We start from the raw sequence: 20,184 nt of genomic DNA on the forward strand, positions 1-20,184 counted from the left end.
GCCCTGCACACCGTGGGCACGGGTGGGCGCGGAAGATGATCCGCACCGCCCGTTACCGCCTGCGCGATGTCCGCCCCCACCGGTTCCCGTCTTGTCATCTACGCCGCCCTGGCCGGCAACCTGGCTATCGCTGTAGCCAAGTTCATCGCTGCGGGCATCTCCGGCAGCTCGGCCATGCTCAGCGAGGGTGTGCATTCGCTGGTCGACACCGCCAATGAGCTGCTGCTGCTCTATGGCCTGCATCGCGCCAGCAAGTCGCCGGACCCGGTGCACCCGTTCGGCTACGGGCGCGAACTGTACTTCTGGAGCTTCATCGTTGCCCTGCTGGTGTTCGCTGCCGGCGCTGGCGTCTCCGCCTACGAGGGCATCCAGCATATCCGCCGACCGGAACCCGCCACCAACCATGCGCTGAGCTACAGCGTTCTCGGCATTTCCATGCTGTTCGAAGGTGCATCGTGGTGGGTGGCGCTGCGTGAGTTCCGCCGGACCAAGGGCACGCTCGGGTACTTCGAAGCCTTCCGCCGCAGCAAGGATCCTTCCACATTCACCGTGCTGCTGGAGGACAGCGCCGCGCTGCTCGGCCTTGGCTTTGCGCTGATCGGTCTGGTCGCCGCCCAGTTGCTGGACCTGCCCGTTCTCGATGGTGTGGCGTCCCTGTGTATTGCTGGCGTGCTGGCGGCTACGGCCTTCCTACTCGCACGCGAAACCAAAGGGCTGCTGGTAGGTGAGCCTGCCCATCCCGCAGTCGCGGAGCGGATCATGGCCGTGGCCGAAGCCGATCCGGACCTGCGCCGTGCCAACGGCGTGACCACCATGCAGATGGGACCAGAGCAGGTCGTGGCCATGCTCAGTGCAGAGTTCGAGGATGACCGCCGTACGCCGCAGATCGAGGCCTGCATCACCCGTATCGAGACCGCCGTGAAGCGCGAGTACCCGGAGCTGGTAGCTCTGTTCATCAAGCCGCAGACACCGGAGGTTCATGCCGCCCGTCGTGCGGCGTTGGCAGCATCTCCCCGGCAGGATTGACGCAGCGTCCGCAACGGCTTCACCTGATCGCCGCCACACTGCAGACTCCTCCTGCAGAGCTTGCCACCGCCGTGCTGGACTGGTTGCCCGATCACTGGAAGATCCTTCCCCGCCGCTTCTACCAGCGCCCGTCCACCGACGTTGCCCCTGAGCTGCTCAACAAGCTGCTGGTCCGCGACGATGGCCGCGCGGCGCGCATCGTCGAGGTCGAGGCCTATGCCGGCAGTGTGGATCCAGCCGCGCACTCCTATCGTGGGCAGACCCCACGCACGGCCAGCATGTTTGGTGAGGCCGGCCATCTCTATGTCTACTTCACCTACGGCATGCACTGGGGCAGCAACGTTGTCTGCGGTGAAATCGGCGAAGGTGTCGCCGTCCTGCTGCGCGCCGCCGAGCCATTGGCGGGGCTGGAGCGGATGCACGAACTGCGCCCGGCGGCCAGGCGTGATCACGATCTGGCCAGCGGCCCCGGCAAGCTCTCGCAGGCTTTCGGACTGGACCGCGGCTTCGATGGCGCGGATCTGGTGACCGGGAACCAAGGGATCATCATTGCCAGCGACGGCACCGCACCGCCGCTCGACCCGGTCGTCGGGCCCCGCATCGGTATCACACGTGCGGTGGACTTTCCCTGGCGCTGGCACGTTCGCGACCACCGTCACGTTTCGGTACGCCCCTCGCGCGCGCTTCGCAAACGCTGACCGAGGCGCGTCACATCGGCATCACCCGACGCTGGCGATACATAACGCGCTACGCACTAGCGTAGTGCCTGACAGCCGCCGAAGCCGCCCTCGCCACCCCAGCCCTGAAACGCGCCATGGACGAAGCCGAACGACTGCTTGAACTCGACCGTCTGCATCTGCTCGACACTCCGCCAGAGCCGGTTTTCGATGCGATCGTCGCCGCCGCGCGTGCCGCCACCGGCATGACCATGGCACTGATCTCGGTGGTAGCCGACGAGCGCCAGTGGTTCAAGGCCAACATCGGGCTGGAAGGTGTCAGTGAGACCGCACGCGAGATTTCTTTCTGCACGCATGCGATCCAGCAGGATGAGCTGTTCGAAGTTCCGGACGCGCGCCAGGATCCGCGATTCTCCACCAACCCGCTGGTGACCGGCGGCCCACGCATCCGCCACTACGCCGGCATCTCGCTGGGCTCGGCGCACGGCGCTCGCATTGGAACACTGTGCCTGCTCGATCCGATGCCGGGCGTACTGTCGCCCTCACAGCGCGAACTGATGGTGCATCTGGCGCGGGTCACCACCCAGGTACTGGAACAGCGCAGCACCTTGATGGCCCAGGTCGGCCAGGCCAAGGCTCTGCACCGCGAGTTGAAACGCAGTGAGGATTTCCTGGAACGCACCAACCGCGCAGCGCGGGTAGGCGGCTGGGAGATGGACCTGGTCAATAACGAAGTGCGCTGGACGCGCGAAACCAAACAGATCCATGGCGTGCGCAGCAACTTCGAGCCCACGCTCGACACCGCGCTTTCGTTCTACCGCGAGGACAGCCGCAGCATCATCCGCACAGCGGTACAGCGCTGCATCGAGGAAGGCACGTCGTGGGAGGTTCAATTGCCGATGACGACCGCCGATGGACGCGCCATCTGGACGAGGGTCGTCGGTGGCCGGCAGCAGGTTGATGGTCACCCTCGGCTGGTCGGCGCCATCCAGGACATCACCGAGGAGCGCGCCGCACTGGATGCGCTGGAAGCTAGCGAAACCCGCTACCGGCGTCTGTTCCACTACAGCCTGGGTTTGATCTGTACGCATACGCTGGATGGCACGCTGACGTCGGTGAACCCGGCGGCAGTGCAGTCGTTGGGTTTCGACGAAGGCCAGATGATCGGGCGCAGCCTGTGTGACCTGATGCCGCCGGAGAAGCGCGCCGCCTTCAAGGCCTATCTCGAGCGCATCACGGTCAACCACACCGATGCCGGCGTCATCGAACTGATCGCTGCCGATGGAACCCGGCACTATTGGGCCTACCACAACGTGCTCGACAGCGAAGCCAATCCACCCTACGTGCTCGGCCATGCACAGGACGTCACCGCATTGCGGATGCAGGAACAGCAGTTGCGTGAAATGTCCTTCAAGGACCCGCTCACCCAGAGCTACAACCGCCGCTTCCTGCCCCGCCTGGACGAACTGGGCGAGCGGCCATGGGCCTGCCTGATGTTCGATCTTGATCATTTCAAGCAGATCAACGACAGCCAGGGCCATGCGCGAGGTGACACGGTGCTGGTGGAGTTCGCCGCCTTCCTGCGCTCTCCGCTGGGTGCGGCGGAGAACGTGGTACGGATGGGGGGCGACGAGTTCATGGTGGTGCTGACCGGCCCGGAACCGGGGAGGCTGACCGCACTGGAACAGTGGTATGCGGAGCACGCCGGGCAGTCACCCACGCCCTTCTCGCTGGGCGCGACCCACCATGCACCTGGCGAGACGGTGGCCGACACCCTGCAGCGCGCCGACAGCCGGCTGTACCGCGAGCGGGCACGTGTGCGCAGGCATCCCCGGCCGTCGGCCTGATATCGGCCGCAGCTGCCGGCTTGCCGAACCTGCCCGTACGTCTGTGGCCCCGGTGTAGCGCTATGCTCGTCAGCGGGCACCAACGGCCCCCTGGGGAACCCGCATGACCCGCAGCATCCGCTTCGTCCTGCTACTGCTGTTGCTGCTTCCTTCGCTCGCACTGGCGGCGCCAGCCCCTGCACCGGTCGAAGCGAGGGTGCCCTTCGCGCCAGCGCCCTTCATCGGCAGCGACGGCCTGCGCCATCTGGCCTATGAACTGCACATCACCAATTTCTACGGCGATACCGGCGCGCTGCAGCCGCAGTCGCTGCAGGTGTTCGCCGACAACGCTGCAACATCGCTGCTGACGCTGGACGGCCCCGCCCTGCGCGGCTGGGTTCGGCCGATGCCGGCCGAGGATGTGGCCCTCAGCATTGCGCCCGGCAAGCGGCTGGTGGTTTTCCTGTGGCTGTCATTGCCACCCGGCGCGCCCGTTCCACACACCCTCCGTCACCACATGCTGCTGGGCACCGAGCACCACGGCAACGTGCTGCTGGATGGCGCCAGCGTGCAGGTCAATCCTGCGCCAGTGCTGGCCGTGGGACCGCCGCTGCAGGGTGGCCGCTGGCTCGCGCATGAAGGACCGGGCGCGGCGCAGTCGCACCATTGGGGCAGCCTGGTTGCGGTCAATGGTGAGCTGACCATTCCACAGCGCTTCGCCCTCGATCTGGTCGGCGTGAACGCACAAGGCCGCGCGTTGCGGCCCGGTACAAAGGATCTGCAGCACACCCGCCACTCGGACTGGGTGGGCTATGCGGCACCGGTGCTGGCCGTGGCCGATGGCATCGTCCGCGCCACCCGCGACGGACAGCCGGAGCATGCCCCACTGACCGCACAACCGGAGCCATCGTCACTGACCGCCGACGGCTTGTTCGGCAACTACGTGGTGGTGGAAATCGCGCCGGATGTCTTCGCCAGCTACGCCCACCTGCGCGCAGGCAGCGTCAAGGTCAGACCCGGGCAACGCATCCAACGGGGACAGGTGCTGGCGCAGCTGGGACAGTCGGGCAATTCCGCTGCGCCACACCTGCATTTCCAGCTTTCCAACAAGCCCACGTTCGAAGGGTCCGAAGGCATTCCCTATGTCTTCCAGTCCTTCGACGATTTCGGCCCTGAAAGCGAGGCACAACTGTTCGGCCAAGGTGACGCCTGGAAACCCGGCGTGACCGTGCCGCGCGACAACCAGTTGCCGCTGAACGACATCGTCATTGCCTTTCCGCCGCGCTGACACACCCACTCTGCTGCCGGGAATGCTCCTGCCCACGCTCGGCTTGCTGCGCGCAGCGCAGGGTTCATCCTGGTCTGGCCGGAGAACAGCCGAGCGTAGGCTCGGCTCTACAATGTCCTGCAGCGGGTGCGGCCCTACTCCGCCGCCAGTGCCTGGATCGGGTCCAGCTGCGCGGCGCTGCGTGCCGGGAAGTAGCCGAAGCCAAGCCCGATCGCCGACGAACACGCCAATGCAGCCAGCACCGGCCCCGGCGTGAACAGGAACGGCACGCCCAGCGACAGCAGGCTGGACAGCGCTCCCGCACCGAACGCGAACAGTACGCCCAGCACACCACCGAGCAGGCAGATCAGCACCGCTTCGATCAGGAACTGGCGCAGGATGTCACCCTGCCGCGCACCCACTGCCAGACGCACGCCGATCTCGCGCACGCGCTCCTTCACCGACACCAGCATGATGTTCATCACCCCAACTCCACCCACCACCAGCGCCACCGCGGCAATGGCGGAGACCAGGGCCGCCATGGTCTGGCTGGACTTCATCACCGCCTTGCGGATCTGATCGGCGTTGTAGATGAAGAAATCCCGCCGCCCATGCAACCGTTGCAGTTCGGCAGCCAGCGAGGCTTCGGCGGCGGTGGTCGGCACGTTGTCGCGCACCCGCACGGTGATGCTCTCCAGCCGTTGGCTGCCCAGCAGCCGCGAGGCCGCCGAGGTATACGGCACGTAGACCGTGGGCGTCGCACCGCCGGCAAAGGCGCTGGCGCCGACCACACCGATCACCTCCACCGGCATGCCGCCCAACAGCACCGTACTGCCGATCGGGTTGCCGGTGAACAGCGCCTTGGCCGCCTTCTGATCGACCACGCCCACGGCACGATGCGCATCTACTTCAGCATCGGTGAAGAAGCGCCCAGCCTTCAGCTGCAGCCCGCGCACGCGCGGCAAGTCCGCGCCCACGCCCTGCACCTGGGTGTTGGCACGACGGCTGCCCTGCAGTGCTGCCACCGAACCCGTCAGATTGGGGCTGACGCTGTCCACGTAGCTGAGCGCGGCCAGATGGCCGGCATCCCCCACCACCAGCGTTTCGATCTCCGCCGAGCGCGGGTCACCGAAATCGGCGCCGGGGAATATCTCCAGTGTGCTGGCGCCCAGTTCATTGATCTGTGATTCCACCTGCGCCTGCGCGCCCTTGCCTAGCGCGACCACGGTCACCACGGCGGCCACGCCGATGATGATGCCGAGCATCGTCAACAAGGTCCGCAGTCGATGGGCCAGCATCGAACGCACCGCCATCCGGGCGGCCTCGCGTACCGCGTCCAGGCGCGCCCGGCGCTCGGCAGTCAGGGACGGACCGCGTTCGGCGATGGACGCAGCGGGCGTCAACACCGGCGCCCTGTCACCACGATCGGCGACCACACGTCCGTCGGCAATCTCTATCACCCGGCCGGCATGCGCGGCAATTGCAGCGTCATGGGTCACCAGGATCACCGTATGGCCTTGCCCATGCAGGCGCTTCAGTTCGGCCATCACCTGCTGGCCACTGGCGTGATCGAGCGCGCCGGTCGGCTCGTCGGCCAGTACGATGGCGCCGCCGTTCATCAGCGAACGCGCGATCGACACGCGCTGCTGCTGGCCGCCGGACAGCTGGCTCGGCCGGTTTGCGGTGCGTTCGCCGAGGCCCAGCGTTTCCAGCAGCCCGCGGGCACGCGCGGTACGCGTCTCTGCATCCACGCCCGCATAGACCGCCGGCAATGCCACGTTCTCGGTAGCGCTCAGGTTCTCCATCAGGTTGTAGCGCTGGAAGATGAAGCCGAAGTGCTCGCGGCGCAGCCGGGCCATCGCATCCGGCGCCATCTGCTCGGTGGCCTCGCCGTTCACGCGATAGTTGCCTTCGGTTGGCCGGTCCAGGCAGCCGAGGATGTTCATCAACGTTGATTTTCCCGAACCGGACGGGCCGATGATGGCGATGAACTCACCGGCGTCGATACGCAGCGAGACATCCTTCAGCACCACCACTTCACCGGCGGCCGAGCGATAGGCGCGCGATACGCCATGCAGTTCCAGCAGAGCATCGGCCATGCTCAGATCCCCAACAGGCTGGCAGCTTCCGGCTCAGCGCCGCTTGGCGCCTGGCCGACCACCACGTTCTCGCCTGCCTTCAGCCCGGACAGGATCTGCACCGCCGTCGCGGTGCGCAAACCCGTGCTGACCTCACGCTCGGTGACGCGGCCCTTTGCATCGACCACCTGCACCGTGCCGCGGTTGCTGTCCTTGCCTTCGGATTCGGTCAATGCGGTCAACGGCACCTGCAGTGCGTTGGCAGCGCGTGCCAGTTGCAGGGTGACCTTCACCGTCATCGACGGTTTCAGCTTCAGGCCCGGATTGGCCACATCGAACAGGCCGGCGTAGTACACCGCCTTGGGCGTCTGCGCCGAGCCACCCGCACTGCTGCCGGCCATATCGGCAATCGTCGACGGCGCAGGCTCCAGCTGCTGCAGATGGGATTCGTAGCGGCGGCCACTCGGGCCCAGTGTCGAAAACCACAGCGGCTGGCCGGGCGCGACCAGCTCCACATCGGCCTCTGCGATCTCGGCGCGCACGGTCATCGTATCCATCTGCGCCAGCATCACGATGGTCGGCGTGGTCTGCATCGAGTTCAACGTCTGCCCGGCCTTGGTCACGATAGCGACGATGTACCCGTCGCTGGGCGAGACGATGCGGGAATAGCCGAGGTTGATACGTGCGGTTTCGACCTGGGTCACGGCCTGGTCGATCTGCGCCTGCAGCGCGGCCATCTCCGAGCGCGCCGTATCACGTGCCACCCGCGCGGCCTCGAAACCTTCCTGTGACACCAGGCGTGACGCCACCAGCTGCGACTGCCGCTCGTAGACACGGCTGGACTGGGCGTAACGGGCCTGGCTGGCCGCATGCTGGGCACGCAGCGTGTTGGTGGCCGCTTCAGCGCTGCGCAGGGCGATGCGCTGCGGCTGCGAGTCGACCTCGGCAATCAGGTCGCCGGCCTGTACGCGCTGGCCCAGCACCACATGCAGGCGCTTGACCTGGCCGGACACCTGCGCGCCCACCGCCACCAGCTCCTTCGGGTTGACCCGGCCCACCGCCTGCACGGTCTTTTCCAGATCCGCCACTCTTGCCGGCGCGGTGATCAACGCGGCATCATCGCTGTCTGCGAAGACCCACCAGCCTGCGGCACCCGCAATGAGAGCCACGGCTGCGGCGATGGTCCAGATCCTGCGGTTGTTCATCGAAACGCCCGGCTGCGGGCGGCCACCCAGTGCGACCGCTGAGGCCGCAGTCTGCAAGCCAGGGGTGGACGTTTCTTGGAGCCACTGTGGAGATTGCATGGAGATCCGGCAGCCGTTCAGGCACGCCGCCGGCGGCTGAACCAGGCGATCCGTGTCCACGCAATCTCGACACAATCTCGACCGAGTCTCCATCAATGGCGGCTAGCCTCGGCAACTTGCCGACTGCCTGCCCACCGTGCTCCGTCCCCATCCAGACCTGCCGTCGATCGATGTGCGCCGCGCCTACCTGGCCTGGTGCGCGCCTTCGCCGTGGCTGCTCGCCCTGGTGCTGGCATCGACCACGGCCTGGACGCTGGCCAGTCCCCATGTGCTAGCGCCCCTGCTGGCAGGCTTCGGTGCTACCGCCCTGCTGTGGTTCCGCAGCGATGGGCCAGGCCACGCGAGCCGCCTCGGATCGCCCGCTTCGCTGGCGCTGATCGGCCTGGCGGTCTGGTCGGAGACGAAGCCAACCGCCGCCGGTGCCACGCTGCATCTGCTGCTCGCCCTCGCAACCCTGCTGGTCGCCACCCAGATGACGCTCCGCCTGCGCGCCATCCTGCGCATGGCCACCCGCCTGCAGGCACGGGTGGATGCAGCCGACATGGCATCGCGCTGGGCCCGATTGTCGGCAGCGGTATCCGCCCTGGCTGCGCGGGATCTGCGTGAAGGGCGACCGCTGGCGCCGTCGCTGCGTCGCACGCTGGTGCTGGCCACGCTGGCCTGGGCCGCCAACGAGGAAGCACAGGCCATGGAACGCCGACGATGACCTCTCCACTGACATCGCCCTCACCTGCTCACTTTCCAAAGCCGCATCACGCAATGAAACCCGATACCCGCATGCGCCAGGCGCCCCTGGTCCTGATTGCCGAAGACGAAGGCGAGATCGCCGACATCCTTGGTGCGTACCTGGCGCGTTCCGGCCTGCGCAGCGTCCGCGCGGTCGATGGCGAGACGGCCCTGGCCAGTCATCGCCAGCTACGCCCGGATCTGGTGCTGCTGGATGTGCAGATGCCGAGAATGGATGGATGGCAGGTGCTGAGCGAACTGCGCAGGCGTGGCAATACGCCGGTGATCATGCTCACCGCACTCGACCAGGACGTGGACAAGTTGACCGGCCTGCGCGTCGGCGCCGACGACTATGTAGCCAAGCCATTCAATCCGGCCGAGATCGTCGCCCGTATCCAGGCGGTGCTGCGGCGGAGTGCCAGAGAACCCAGCGATGCGCCCAGCGGGGTGATCCGCCAGGGACCGTTCGAGATCGACCTGCGCAGCCATGAGGTGACCGTGCGCACAGATGAGCAACTGCACGCACTGACCTTCACGCTCACCGAGTTCCGCCTGCTGGTACACATGGCGCGCGCACCGCGCCAGGTGCACAGCCGGCTGGATCTGCTGCACAACTGCCTGCCCGAGGGCGATGCGCAGGAACGGACGGTGGACAGCCACGTCAGCAAACTGCGCCGCAAGCTGGAAGACGTCGGCGTCATCGGCATTCCGGCCACCATCCGTGGCGTTGGCTACCGTTTCCTGGACTGAATGATGAACCCCAAAGGCAAGAGCATCGGCCGCCAGATCACGCTGTCCATCACGGTCGCCTCGCTGTGCTCGACGGTGCTGTCGATCAGCGGCTTCTACCTGTTCTACTACCTGATGGAAGTGTTCTATCCGCGTTGGTACGACGAGCCGGAAACCATCATGCCATCGGGGCTGGAGTGGCTGTGGATCGGCTTGACCGCCTCCGTTGTCGTCATCTTCGCCACGCTGGTCGCCTCGCGCCTGACCCGCCGCATCATCACGCCATTGAACTCGGTGGCCGAAAGCCTGCGCCGGGTCGCCAGCGGTGATCTGGAGGCACGTGCACGCGGCGGCGACACCTCGATGACCGAAGCGGCCACGCTGGTCAGCGATTTCAACTCCATGGCCGAGCGGCTCAGCCGGATGTCCGAGAACCGGGTGTTCTGGAACGCCGCGATCGCGCACGAACTGCGCACGCCGATGACCATCCTGCGCGGCCGCCTGCAGGGCATTGCCGAAGGGGTATTCGAGCCAGGCCCGGAACAGTTCAACAGCATGCTCACCCAGCTGGAAGGCCTGACCCGGATCATCGAGGACCTGCGCGTGGTCAGCCTGGCCGAGAGTGGTCATCTGGATCTTCGTCTGCAGCGCAGCGATGTCAGCGTACAGGTGGCGGCAGTGGTGGAAGCGATGTCCGAAGCGCTGACCGAAAGTGGCTTCTCGGTAAGCCTGGATGCGCGCCCGTCACTGGCCGACTGCGATCCCGCACGCATCCGCCAGGCCGTGCTGGCACTGCTGGAGAACGCGCGGCGGCATGCCATTCCGTGTCCGCTGCGGGTGGCCGTCACCCTGGCCGAAGGCCATTGCACCGTAGCGGTGGAGGACGGCGGCCCCGGCGTGCCGGACGAGCTGCGCGACAGCATCTTCGAGGCCTTCCAGCGCACCGATGTCTCGCGTTCCCGGCAGAGCGGTGGCTCCGGGCTTGGCCTGGCGGTAGTACGTGCGATTGCCGTGGCCCATCACGGAACCGCGCAGTGCCGGGCCACCGAACGTGGCGGCAGTTCGTTCGAGATCCGCTGGCCGGTGCATGCACGTCGTTGAGGGCGCAACGTTGCGGCAGACGCTGCTCTGGTAGCGGCCCACCTTGGTGGGCATTCGCATCGCTGAACGGCGCCGATTTCTCCACGCAATCTCCATCGTCCCTCCATGCCCGCTCCAAAGGGCTGCCGATACTGGGCGTGACCAGGGAGGCGGCAGGTATCCAGCCCCCTGCCCTGTCTCCACCTTGCCCAGGCATCCCCATGAAACACCCTCACGATCCGGCGGCCGCCGCCGGTACCATCGGCCAGCAAAACGCGGCCGCCACCCTCAAGGCCATCCTGCGCACCTACCCGTGGCAGCTCACCGGCACGTTCTCGCTGGTGGCGCTGGAGAACGCGCTGCTGCTGGCGTATCCGCTGTTTGCCGGCTTCGCGGTGGACGCGATCATCCGCGGCGACATCGGCCACGCCATCTCGTACGCCGGCGTCGTGCTGTTGTTCTGGCTGGTCGGTGCCGCCCGCCGTGCGGTCGATACCCGTACCTTCACCCGCATCTATGCCGACCTGGCGGTGAATGTGGTGCAGGCACAGCGCAGGCTGGGCCACGCCACCTCCACCTCGGCCGCACGCGTGGTGCTGGCCCGCGAGTTCGTCGACTTCTTCGAGAAGCACGTGCCGATCATCGCCACCGCGCTGGTATCGATGTTCGGTGCGGCGGTGATGCTGCTGGTGATCGAACCGCTGGTGGGCGCCGCGAGCCTGATCGCACTGCTTGGCGCAGTGTTGCTGATGCCGTCGTTCGCACGCCGCAACGAGCAGCTGCATGGGCGCCTGAACAACCGGCTGGAACATGAAATCCGACTGGTTGACCGGGTCAGCCCCTCGGTGCTGCGTCGCCACTACACCACGCTGTCGCGGCTGCGTATCCTGCTATCTGATCGCGAAGCTGGGGCCTTCGTGGTGGTTGGCGCGGCGGCGGCGGTGTTGTTCGCGGTGACCATCGGCCGACTCGCCACCACCGACGGTGTGACGCCGGGTCATGTGTACGCGGTGATGACCTACCTGTGGACGTTCGTCGGCAGCCTGGACGATGCACCGTCGATGGTGGATCAGCTGGCGCGCTTGAAGGACATCGGCCGCCGCGTCAGCCCGGGGATGAACGATGCGGAGCGCAAAGATGCCGCTTGACCGGTAAATGCCCACCTTGGTGGGCAACGATGTATCGCGGCGCCAACCAAGGTTGGCGACTACCGGGGCAACGGTGCCAACCAGGATTGAGGGGTTACCCAGAGGCTGCCGTGCGTCCGCACATCGCCAACGCACCGATGATCAATGCCTCCATGCTGCGGTCGAACTCGGCCTGCTGTGCCTTCCTATCCAGTGGCCGCCGCGACGTATCGACCACCGCATTCCGCGAGTACACGGTGTCGGCCAACGCCACGGCGTGATACGCCACGGTCGACAGCAACCACGCTGCCTGCTCCAGCGGCAGGCCATGTGCACGACTGAACTCGGCATGGTGGCGCTGGATGCGGGCCAGCATCTCCGGCGTCTTCGCGCCGTGGCTGACCAGGAATGGCGCCAGGCCCGGATTGGCATCCACCAGCGCCCGCAGTGAGCGCTGGAATGCGCGCAGGTCCTCCTCGATGCTGCGCCGGCCAGCGGCATCCAGCGCCGGCGCCTGCCAACGCTCGAAGATCGCCTCGGCCACCAGCTCGCGCAGCGCCGTCAGATTCGCCACATGCTTGTACAGCGCGATGTGGCTCACCCCCAGCGCCGCCGCCACGCCCACGAAGCTCAGCCCCGGCAGCGTCATTGCAATGCCGGCGTCGGCGATGCGGTCGCGGGTGATGGTGGGCGGTCGCCCACGGGTGGCGGTCTTTTTCGGTGCAGCCATGCGGTAACGGCTCCTGCGCGATGCGCGGGCAAGGGCTGCCATGGTGGTCCGCAGCGACGCGGTGGTCAACGCATCCCGTGGCCGCTGGACAGGCCTGGGTTGCGACTTGATCAATTTAGTTTACTATGATGTAACTAATTCGCATTCGCAGTGCCCAGGATCTTTGTCGATGTCCGCGTCTCCCACTTCAATCCCCCCGGCCGGACCGCTACGCAGTGCCGACCATGATCGCGGCCTGCAGGCGCTGCAGGTCCAGGTGGTCGCGGTTGCACAGCCATGCGCCAGCCTGCTGCGCCTCGTGGTCCAGTTGCCGGAGCAGGCAGCCCTCGCGCCGTGGCAGCGCGCAAACACTGCCGTGCGCATCCAGCTCGGCGCCGCCTTCGGCGATGTGTCACGGATCTACACCGTGCGCTGCGTCGACGCGCACACGCGCCGATTCACGCTGGATGTGGTGCTGCACGAAGCACCAGGACCGATGCTGGCCTGGGTACGTGCGCTGCGCCCCGGTGATGCCTTCGATCTGACCGGGCCGCGCCCGCATCTGCAGGTGCCGCAGCGTGAAGGTGCCAGCGCTCTCCTGTTCGCTGATCAGAGCGCCATCCCAGCCCTGTCTGCGTTGCTGCAGCAATGGCCGGCCGGTCTGCATGCGCAGGCCTGGATCGCCTCGAATGATCCCTTCCCGGTAGACGAGCTGCCCCGCATCGATGGTGTCTGCGTGCAGCGCCTGGCCACCGGTGATGCGCCCCTGCTGCAGCAGGCACGCAGACTGCACCCGGACGCCAACAACACCGTCTGGGCGGCCGGCGAACGCGAGGAAATGCGCGCCCTGCGCCGCCACTTCATCGAAGCGGTCGGCCTGGCACGCACCGACGTCGCCGTTGCCGGCTACTGGAAACGTGGCGAGACCACCACCGACACCGACCAGCGCCGCCGCCGCAACTACGAGCGCGTGCTGGCCCGCGGCGGTGGCCTGCAGGACCTCGACGACCTCGCCGACGATATCTGATCCACCCCGCAGCACCCGCGCTCCGCGCTTCGCTCCACCCAGCCACAGATCGCCCACGCACCTCGCGTGCAGCACTGCCCCAGCGGCAGCGCCGTGCCCTCTGCCAGCCACTCCACAGCCCGCGTCGTCCTGCCCGTGCAGGTCATCGACGGCGCCGTGCTGGCCGATCGCACGACCCACCACGACGAGAACCGCCATGTCCCTCCCCGCCCGAACCCTGCCCCTCCCGCGCCGTACCGCGCTGTCCCTCGCCGCGCGCGCGGCATTGCTGCCTGCGCTGCTGATCGCCACTGCCGCCCACGCCAACGACGCGCCCGATGGCGCCCGCCAGCTGCCCACGGTGAACGTACGCGCCGACAAGACCGCGCCTACCGATGCCTACGCCGGTGGCCAGGTGACGCGCGGCAGCCGTGTCGGCCTGCTCGGCGACCTCGATTTCATGGACACACCGTTCAACACCACCCGCTACACCGCCGAATTCATCGAGAACATCCAGGCACCGGATCTGGTACGGGTGATCGCGCTGACCGACCCGAGCGTCTACAACAGCGGTTCCAGTGGCGGCATCACCGATTACTTCAACATCCGTGGCTTCGGCGTGGCCTCCTCGGACATCGGCTTCGGCGGCCTGTACGGGCTGATTCCCTACTACCGGGTCACCCCGGAACTGGCCGAGAACATCGAGGTGCTGAAGGGTCCGTCCGCGCTGCTCAACGGCATGCCGCCGGGCGGTTCGGTCGGCGGCAGCGTCAACCTTGTACCGAAGCGTGCCGGCGACACGCCGTTGACCCGCTTCACCGCCAGCTACGGCAGCGACGCACAGTTCGGTGGCCATCTGGATATCGGCCGCCGCTTCGGCGCGGACAAGCAGTTCGGCATGCGCCTCAATGCCGTGCACCGCGATGGCGACACCGCCACCGACCACCAGCAGCACAAGGCGCAGCTGGCATCGCTCGGCCTGGACTGGCGCGGCGAGCGCTCGCAGGTATCGCTGGACCTGTTCAGCAGCCGCGACCACGTGGATGGCCTCAACCGTGGTGTCTCGCTGGCACCTGGCCTGGCCGTGCCGCGCCCGCCGGAGGCCAGCACGCTGTTCGCACCGGACTGGACCTTCAGCACCGTCAAGGACCAGGCCGCCGCGCTGCGCTGGTCGTTCGACATCAATGATCACCTGCAGGCGCACGCCAGCTACGGCCACGGCCATACCGATTTCGATTCCATCGCCAGCGGCACCACGCTGATCACCAATGCCGCCGGCGACTTCCGCAACAACTTCGCCCACCAGCGTTTCATCTACAGCAAGGACACCGCCGAAGCAGGGCTGTCGGCAAGCTTCCGCACCGGCCCGGTCGATCATGCACTGGCCATCAGCGCCGCCTGGTACCACCACGATTACAAGTTCGGCTTCCAACGCAACCTGCTGGCCCGGGACTGGGTGACCAATATCTACAATCCGCAGTGGGGTCCGGCCATCGACCGCAGCTTCAGCAATGCGTCGCTGCCGAAGACCGGCGAAGTCCGCACCACCAGTTTCGGTATCGCCGACACGCTGTCCTTCATCGATGACCGCGTGCAGCTGACCCTTGGCATCCGCCGTCAGACCGTGCTCAGCGATACCATCGACGGCAGCACTGGCAAGCGCACGTCGCGCTACGACACCAGCGCCAACACTCCGGCCGGCGCGCTGCTGTTCAAGGCCAGTGATCGCCTGTCGCTGTACGCCAACTACATCGAAGGGCTCAGCCAGGGCAGCACCGCCCCGGTCAGCGCAGCCAACGCCGGCGAAGTGTTCCCACCGTACAAGACCCGCCAGCGCGAGGTCGGCGCCAAGTTCGACTTCGGTCGCCTGGCCAGTGCGCTGAGCGTGTACGAGATCGAGAAGCCCGGCTCCTACACCGACCCGGCCACCAACGTGTTCTCGTTCGGCGGCCAGCAGCGCAACCGTGGCGTGGAATGGACCGTGTTCGGCCAGGCCACCGGACAGCTGCGTGTGCTGGGCGGAATCGGCTGGCTGCAGCCGAAGCAGACCCGTACCCAGGGCGGCATCAACCAGGGTCGCCTGGCCACCGCCACCCCGCAGTGGCAGGGCAAGCTGGGCCTGGAGTGGGATGTGCAGGCCGTGCCGGGCCTCACCCTCACCGGCAATGCAGTCAGCCTGTCCAAGGGCTACATCAATGCCGACAACAGCCAATGGGTGGCCGGCCGCACCGTGTTCGACCTCGGTGCCCGCTATGCACTGCAGGCCGCCGGTCACCCGTTGGTGCTGCGCGCCACCGTGCAGAACCTCACCAACAAGGCGTACTGGGCAGGCAGCCTCGGCTCCGGGCTGGGCACGCCGCGCACCGCCGTGCTGTCGGCCACCGTCGATTTCTGATGCCTGATGCACGGGCGCCACGCCATCGCGCGTGGCGCCCCGGAGAAGTGATGTGAGCGTTTTCCGTACCACCGTCGTGCTGGCCTGGCTGCCGCTGGTCTCACGCATCCTCGCCGCGTTGTTCGGCGGCTATGTGCTGGCCGCGCTGTGCAGCATCGCCGCACTGGCGCTGCCCATCGATGGCCGCCAGGCCGTGTTCACCGGCATGCTGGCCAGCTTCCTGTTGTATGCGGGCGCCGTAGTCTGGGTGTTCGCGGTGCGCTCGGCCTGGCGCGCATGGCTGGGCCTGATCGTCGCCGCGTTGCCACTGTGGCTGGTTGCACAGACGGTCGGCAACGGAGGCACTGCATGAGCAAGGTCGATCGCACCCCGAAGCCACGCGGCATCCGCCAGACCATGTCCGACCTGCATATCTGGGTCGGGCTGCTGGCCGGCTGGATCCTGTACGCGATGTTCCTCACCGGCACCGCCAGCTACTTCCGCGACGAGCTCTCGCGCTATACCCGCCCGGAAATCGCCACGCCGTCTATATTGCCGGATGCCGCTATCGTCACGCAGCGCACCGTCGCCACGATCATGGCCGACACGCCAGCGGCCAGCCAGATCAACCTCGGCCTGCCGAGCACGCGCATGCCATGGGTGTCGGCGATGTGGGCCAGCCCGGGTGGGCGTGGCCGGCATGGCTTCGACTCGGGCCTGTTCGATGCCAACACCGGCGCGCCGCTGCAGGCACGCGACACCGGCGGCGGCGACTTCTTCTATGCCTTCCATTTCAACCTGCATTACATGCCTGCGATGTGGGGTCGCTGGATCGTCGGCCTGTGCGCGATGTTCATGCTGGTGGCCATCGTCAGCGGCGTGATCACCCACAAGAAGATCTTCGCTGACTTCTTCACCTTCCGCTGGGGCAAGGGCCAGCGCTCGTGGCTGGATGGTCACGCGGCACTCTCGGTGCTCGGCCTGCCGTTCCACTTCATGATCACCTGGAGCGGACTGGTGATGCTGGCGGTGCTGTACATGCCGTGGGGCCTGGCCAAACTGCCTGACAAGCGCCAGCAGGCCGAGGTGGTCAGCGAGATGCGCCTGTTCCTGCCACCGCAGAAAGCCGCTGGCCAGCCTGCCCCGCTCACCGACGTCGGCGCACTGGTGCAACAGGCCGAGCAGCGCTGGGGAACCGGATCGGTGGGCAGCGTGCAGGTGCAGAACCCCGGCGACCAGAACGCACTCGTGGCCGTGGTGCGTGCGCAGTCCAGCCGTGTTTCCACCACACCGAACTATCTGCTGTTCGACGGCAGCGGCGGGCAGTTGCTGCAGGTCAAGGAGCACTCGGGCGTCGCCGCCGATACACAGGGCGTGCTGTATGGTCTGCACCTGGGCCGCTTCGCCGATGCCGCCCTGCGCTGGCTGTACTTCATCGTCAGCCTGGCCGGCACCGCCATGGTCGGCACCGGGCTGGTGCTATGGACGGTCAAGCGCCGTGCGCAGCTGCCCGATCCGCAGCGCCCCTACTTCGGCTTCCGCCTGGTCGAGCGTCTCAACATCGCCACCGTCGCCGGCCTGTCGGTGGCGATGGCGGCCTATCTGTGGGCGAACCGCCTGTTGCCCACTGCCATGGACGGTCGCGCGGCGTGGGAGGTGCATGTGTTCTTCCTGGCTTGGGCGGCCATGTTCGTGCACGCCACGCTGCGGACACCCAAGCGAGCGTGGATCGAACAGTTCCTGCTGGCGGCGTTGCTGCTTGCACTGCTGCCGGTGCTGACGGCGATGACTACGGCACATCCGTTGTGGCGCACGCTGGCCGCAGGCGATTGGGCCTTTGCCGGGACCGACCTGACCCTGCTGGCATTGGCCGCCCTGCACACGCTGCTGGCCTGGCGCACCTGGCGGCATGCACCGAAGGTGAAGCGCACACGGCCGTCTGCAGCGTCACGCAATGCGGTTTCCGAGGCCAGCGCATGATCCACGTCATTCTGTTCGTGCTGTCACTGGCCGCGTTCGGTTGTCTGGCGCTGGCGATGGAGCGCCATCAGCGCGATGTGCTGCGCCGTGTGTTGAGCGCGCAGGCGACCGAGAAACTGCGCGCGGTCGGCTGGGCGCTGCTGGTGTTCAGTGCCGTGTTCGCCATGCGCGGGCTGGGAGTGGGTTTCGGTCTGGCCGCGTTGTCCGGGCACACCAGCGTGGCCGCAGGTGTTGTGGTGGTGGCGATGGTGGCGCATGGGCGGCGGGATCGGTAGATGCCCACCTTGGTGGGCACCGGTGAAAGCGACGCCAACCAAGGTTGGCGACTACCTAGACCGACAGGCATCAATGCGTCGCTCGGCTCTACAGAAAAGCCGCCATGCGCTGCAGTTCGTCTTCAAGCGCGGAACGAAACACGCGGTCGCGGACCAGCGACTTGCCGGCATAGCCCACGCTGGTCGCCAGCTCACCGTCGCGCACGCTGAGATTGGCCCAGCCCACCACCTGGTCGTGCCATAGCATCGGCAACGCGTAGTAGCCGTATTGGCGCTTCGGCGCAGGCGTGTAGGCCTCGAACTTGTAGACCCAGCCCCACAGCAGCTCGAAGCGGCGGCGGTCCCACACCACCGGGTCGAACGGCGCCAGCAGGCGCACCTGTTCGTCCGGCGCATGCCGGCGCGAGCGCGGGTTCTCGTCCGCCGGCCAGTACCAGGTGGTGCCGTCCAGCGTGCAGCTGGCCAGCTGGTGCTTGGCCAGCATCAACGCCTGCCGGGTCTGCTCGGCCAGATGCGGTGCGCCATAGCCCAGTAGGCGCACCAGATAGGTCAGGCTGGCCGACGGCAGTGGCGCGTACTTGCGCACCACCAGATCAATCAGGGCCGCGGCGCGTTCAATCTGTGCCTGCTCGCTGGCATCTGCCTCGGCGTGGTCGGCCACGGCGTAGATGCGGGTGCCGCTGTCGCGCCGCTGCACGCGCAGCAGGCCACGGTAATGCATGCCATCCAGCAGATGCGTGCTGGCATTGCTGGTGCCGCCCCAGTAGTTGGTCACCCGCCCATGCGCGAACGCCTGATCCACCTCCCGCGGGTGCACGCTGCCGCGCTCGCGCACGAAGGCCAGCACGTCGGCCGCGCGGCGATGGGTCTCGGCGTCCCACTCGCGCTTGGACACGCGCGGGTGCATCAGCGCCAAATGCTCGCGTGGCAGGAAGCCGTAGTTCACCAGGCAATCTTCTTCCACCGGCAGGCGCGTATAACGGCGCTCCAGATCACCGGCGCGATAGTCCTTCACCCGGTGGCGCAGGGTCAGGTCCTGCGCACGTGCCGGCGCGCGGATCGGGTCGGCCTGCACGAAGCCCAGGCGCCGGATCGCGGTCATCAGCGTGGTGGGTTTGAACAGCGTGCGCGCCACCGCATGGCGGCGCAGATCATCGAGGGTGGGCGTGGCAGGCATGGCCGCATTGTAGATCCACGCCATGCCTGGATGCTGCCTTGGCCAACCGTGCGACGGCATCCACGCATGGAGTGGATCTACCGAAGCTCCAATACCTCCAGCGAACCTATCACCAGCGCACGCATGCCCTGCTTGAATTCGGCGATCACTTCCTCGTCCTGCACGCGGCGGCCGGTCAACACTTCGGTTTCGTCATCCACCAGCCCGTACACCGTATCCGCACCGGCAATGCAGTAGAACGCTATCGTGGCCAGCAACCAGCGCGCCTTGTCCAGCGGCAGGCCGAACACCTCGGCCACATGCGCCTGGTGCGAGGCGATCTTCTCCAGCATCGGCGTGGTCGCCACCGAACGGCGCAGCAGGTAAGGCGGCAACCCCGGGTGCGCTTTCACCACCTCGCACAGTGATTCCACGAACCCCAGCAGGTAGGCCTGCAACCCACCCGGCGCATCGGCAGACGCACGCGGAATCTGCCAGCGCTGGAACACCGTATCGGCAACCAGCCGCTTCAAGGCCTCCAGATTGGCCACGCGCTTGTAGAGCGCGGCCTGGGTCACCGCCAGCTCGGCGGCCACATTGGCCATGGTCAGGTTCGGCAGGCCCAGCGTGATGCCGATGTCGGCCAGCCGATCGGGGGTGATGGTAGGCGGGCGGCCACGGGCCGGCGCCGGGATCTCAGGTTGCATGCTCATACCGTAGCGAGGGTGCCAGCAAAGGGACCCTCTTGTCCGCATCATATGGTTTAGTTTAATTTACTCAACTAATTCGGGACGCGCGTGGTTCGCAACCCCGTCGCCGTCCGCAATCGAGCCCATGGCTCACT

At 66.9% G+C, this 20,184-nt stretch carries 18 protein-coding genes; 13 read left to right on the forward strand and 5 right to left on the reverse strand.

What is annotated here, in order from left to right:
• Positions 1 to 66: 66 nt before the first annotated feature.
• The 4 genes from DI041_RS00530 (at position 67) to DI041_RS00545 (ending at position 4,817) form a co-directional block, all read left to right on the forward strand.
• Positions 67 to 1,026, forward strand: coding sequence for a cation diffusion facilitator family transporter (locus DI041_RS00530; protein WP_046983350.1), 960 nt, complete (start codon positions 67 to 69; stop codon positions 1,024 to 1,026).
• Between the two features lie 71 nt (positions 1,027 to 1,097).
• A complete protein-coding gene (locus DI041_RS00535) occupies positions 1,098 to 1,724 on the forward strand; it encodes a DNA-3-methyladenine glycosylase (RefSeq protein ID WP_136638063.1) in 627 nt (208 codons plus the stop codon).
• A gap of 116 nt (positions 1,725 to 1,840) precedes the next feature.
• Positions 1,841 to 3,550 (forward strand): sensor domain-containing diguanylate cyclase, encoded by a 1,710-nt coding sequence (locus DI041_RS00540; RefSeq protein WP_046983351.1) that lies wholly within the window; start codon positions 1,841 to 1,843, stop codon positions 3,548 to 3,550.
• Between the two features lie 103 nt (positions 3,551 to 3,653).
• Positions 3,654 to 4,817, forward strand: a complete 1,164-nt coding sequence (locus tag DI041_RS00545) for a M23 family metallopeptidase (protein WP_136637972.1) — start codon at positions 3,654 to 3,656, stop codon at positions 4,815 to 4,817.
• A gap of 134 nt (positions 4,818 to 4,951) precedes the next feature.
• Here DI041_RS00545 and DI041_RS00550 read toward each other — a convergent pair whose 3' ends face one another.
• Both DI041_RS00550 and DI041_RS00555 read right to left on the reverse strand, forming a co-directional pair.
• Positions 4,952 to 6,895: a MacB family efflux pump subunit gene (locus DI041_RS00550; RefSeq protein ID WP_136637971.1), complete on the reverse strand. Its 1,944-nt coding sequence runs from the start codon at positions 6,893 to 6,895 to the stop codon at positions 4,952 to 4,954.
• A 2-nt stretch (positions 6,896 to 6,897) separates the two neighbouring features.
• On the reverse strand, positions 6,898 to 8,079 hold the full coding sequence (locus DI041_RS00555; RefSeq protein ID WP_136637970.1) for an efflux RND transporter periplasmic adaptor subunit: 1,182 nt from the start codon (positions 8,077 to 8,079) through the stop codon (positions 6,898 to 6,900).
• A 235-nt stretch (positions 8,080 to 8,314) separates the two neighbouring features.
• Here DI041_RS00555 and DI041_RS00560 point away from each other — a divergent pair, with 235 nt between their 5' ends.
• The 4 genes from DI041_RS00560 to DI041_RS00575 all read left to right on the forward strand — a co-directional run bounded on the left by DI041_RS00560 (position 8,315) and on the right by DI041_RS00575 (position 11,861).
• Complete coding sequence (locus DI041_RS00560; protein WP_248298395.1) at positions 8,315 to 8,884, forward strand: hypothetical protein; 570 nt, start codon at positions 8,315 to 8,317, stop codon at positions 8,882 to 8,884.
• A 53-nt stretch (positions 8,885 to 8,937) separates the two neighbouring features.
• Complete coding sequence (locus tag DI041_RS00565) at positions 8,938 to 9,654, forward strand: response regulator (protein WP_136637969.1); 717 nt, start codon at positions 8,938 to 8,940, stop codon at positions 9,652 to 9,654.
• 3 nt (positions 9,655 to 9,657) lie between these two features.
• The gene (locus tag DI041_RS00570; RefSeq protein ID WP_136637968.1) at positions 9,658 to 10,734 is read left to right on the forward strand and encodes an ATP-binding protein; all 1,077 of its coding nucleotides are present in this window, start codon (positions 9,658 to 9,660) and stop codon (positions 10,732 to 10,734) included.
• A 200-nt stretch (positions 10,735 to 10,934) separates the two neighbouring features.
• Positions 10,935 to 11,861, forward strand: coding sequence for an ABC transporter six-transmembrane domain-containing protein (locus DI041_RS00575; RefSeq protein ID WP_136637967.1), 927 nt, complete (start codon positions 10,935 to 10,937; stop codon positions 11,859 to 11,861).
• 94 nt (positions 11,862 to 11,955) lie between these two features.
• Here the strand turns inward: DI041_RS00575 and DI041_RS00580 are convergent, their stop codons facing one another.
• Positions 11,956 to 12,570, reverse strand: coding sequence for a TetR/AcrR family transcriptional regulator (locus tag DI041_RS00580; RefSeq protein WP_136637966.1), 615 nt, complete (start codon positions 12,568 to 12,570; stop codon positions 11,956 to 11,958).
• Between the two features lie 169 nt (positions 12,571 to 12,739).
• Between DI041_RS00580 and DI041_RS00585 the strand changes: the two genes are divergently transcribed.
• The 5 genes from DI041_RS00585 to DI041_RS00605 all read left to right on the forward strand — a co-directional run bounded on the left by DI041_RS00585 (position 12,740) and on the right by DI041_RS00605 (position 18,184).
• Complete coding sequence (locus DI041_RS00585; protein ID WP_136637965.1) at positions 12,740 to 13,576, forward strand: siderophore-interacting protein; 837 nt, start codon at positions 12,740 to 12,742, stop codon at positions 13,574 to 13,576.
• 196 nt (positions 13,577 to 13,772) lie between these two features.
• Positions 13,773 to 15,950, forward strand: a complete 2,178-nt coding sequence (locus DI041_RS00590; RefSeq protein ID WP_136637964.1) for a TonB-dependent receptor — start codon at positions 13,773 to 13,775, stop codon at positions 15,948 to 15,950.
• 52 nt (positions 15,951 to 16,002) lie between these two features.
• Entirely contained in the window at positions 16,003 to 16,302 is a 300-nt protein-coding gene (locus tag DI041_RS00595) for a DUF3649 domain-containing protein (protein ID WP_136637963.1), read from the forward strand.
• The gene (locus DI041_RS00600) at positions 16,299 to 17,909 is read left to right on the forward strand and encodes a PepSY-associated TM helix domain-containing protein (protein ID WP_046986481.1); all 1,611 of its coding nucleotides are present in this window, start codon (positions 16,299 to 16,301) and stop codon (positions 17,907 to 17,909) included. The genes DI041_RS00595 and DI041_RS00600 overlap by 4 nt, the downstream gene beginning before the upstream one ends.
• Entirely contained in the window at positions 17,906 to 18,184 is a 279-nt protein-coding gene (locus tag DI041_RS00605; RefSeq protein WP_046986480.1) for a DUF3325 domain-containing protein, read from the forward strand. Before DI041_RS00600 ends, DI041_RS00605 begins: the two co-directional genes overlap by 4 nt.
• 88 nt (positions 18,185 to 18,272) lie before the next feature.
• Here DI041_RS00605 and DI041_RS00610 read toward each other — a convergent pair whose 3' ends face one another.
• Positions 18,273 to 19,385: a DNA glycosylase AlkZ-like family protein gene (locus tag DI041_RS00610; RefSeq protein WP_248298394.1), complete on the reverse strand. Its 1,113-nt coding sequence runs from the start codon at positions 19,383 to 19,385 to the stop codon at positions 18,273 to 18,275.
• Between the two features lie 53 nt (positions 19,386 to 19,438).
• Positions 19,439 to 20,053 carry a TetR/AcrR family transcriptional regulator gene (locus DI041_RS00615; RefSeq protein ID WP_046986479.1) on the reverse strand — a complete coding sequence of 205 codons (615 nt, stop codon included), beginning with the start codon at positions 20,051 to 20,053 and terminating at the stop codon, positions 19,439 to 19,441.
• Positions 20,054 to 20,184: the final 131 nt, after the last annotated feature.

Source organism: Stenotrophomonas maltophilia (assembly GCF_004920835.1).
In the GTDB taxonomy this organism is placed as follows: Bacteria; Pseudomonadota; Gammaproteobacteria; order Xanthomonadales; family Xanthomonadaceae; genus Stenotrophomonas; species Stenotrophomonas maltophilia_AQ.

Bases quoted from the DNA above. Each gene is read 5' to 3' on its own strand.
- DI041_RS00530 (WP_046983350.1), top strand. From the start codon at position 67: ATGTCCGCCCCCACCGGTTCCCGTCTTGTCATCTACGCCGCCCTGGCC.
- DI041_RS00540 (WP_046983351.1), top strand. From the start codon at position 1,841: ATGGACGAAGCCGAACGACTGCTTGAACTCGACCGTCTGCATCTGCTC.
- DI041_RS00545 (WP_136637972.1), top strand. From the start codon at position 3,654: ATGACCCGCAGCATCCGCTTCGTCCTGCTACTGCTGTTGCTGCTTCCT.
- DI041_RS00550 (WP_136637971.1), bottom strand. From the start codon at position 6,895: ATGGCCGATGCTCTGCTGGAACTGCATGGCGTATCGCGCGCCTATCGC.
- DI041_RS00555 (WP_136637970.1), bottom strand. From the start codon at position 8,079: ATGAACAACCGCAGGATCTGGACCATCGCCGCAGCCGTGGCTCTCATT.
- DI041_RS00565 (WP_136637969.1), top strand. From the start codon at position 8,938: ATGAAACCCGATACCCGCATGCGCCAGGCGCCCCTGGTCCTGATTGCC.
- DI041_RS00570 (WP_136637968.1), top strand. From the start codon at position 9,658: ATGAACCCCAAAGGCAAGAGCATCGGCCGCCAGATCACGCTGTCCATC.
- DI041_RS00575 (WP_136637967.1), top strand. From the start codon at position 10,935: ATGAAACACCCTCACGATCCGGCGGCCGCCGCCGGTACCATCGGCCAG.
- DI041_RS00580 (WP_136637966.1), bottom strand. From the start codon at position 12,570: ATGGCTGCACCGAAAAAGACCGCCACCCGTGGGCGACCGCCCACCATC.
- DI041_RS00585 (WP_136637965.1), top strand. From the start codon at position 12,740: ATGTCCGCGTCTCCCACTTCAATCCCCCCGGCCGGACCGCTACGCAGT.
- DI041_RS00590 (WP_136637964.1), top strand. From the start codon at position 13,773: ATGTCCCTCCCCGCCCGAACCCTGCCCCTCCCGCGCCGTACCGCGCTG.
- DI041_RS00600 (WP_046986481.1), top strand. From the start codon at position 16,299: ATGAGCAAGGTCGATCGCACCCCGAAGCCACGCGGCATCCGCCAGACC.
- DI041_RS00605 (WP_046986480.1), top strand. From the start codon at position 17,906: ATGATCCACGTCATTCTGTTCGTGCTGTCACTGGCCGCGTTCGGTTGT.
- DI041_RS00610 (WP_248298394.1), bottom strand. From the start codon at position 19,385: ATGGCGTGGATCTACAATGCGGCCATGCCTGCCACGCCCACCCTCGAT.
- DI041_RS00615 (WP_046986479.1), bottom strand. From the start codon at position 20,053: ATGAGCATGCAACCTGAGATCCCGGCGCCGGCCCGTGGCCGCCCGCCT.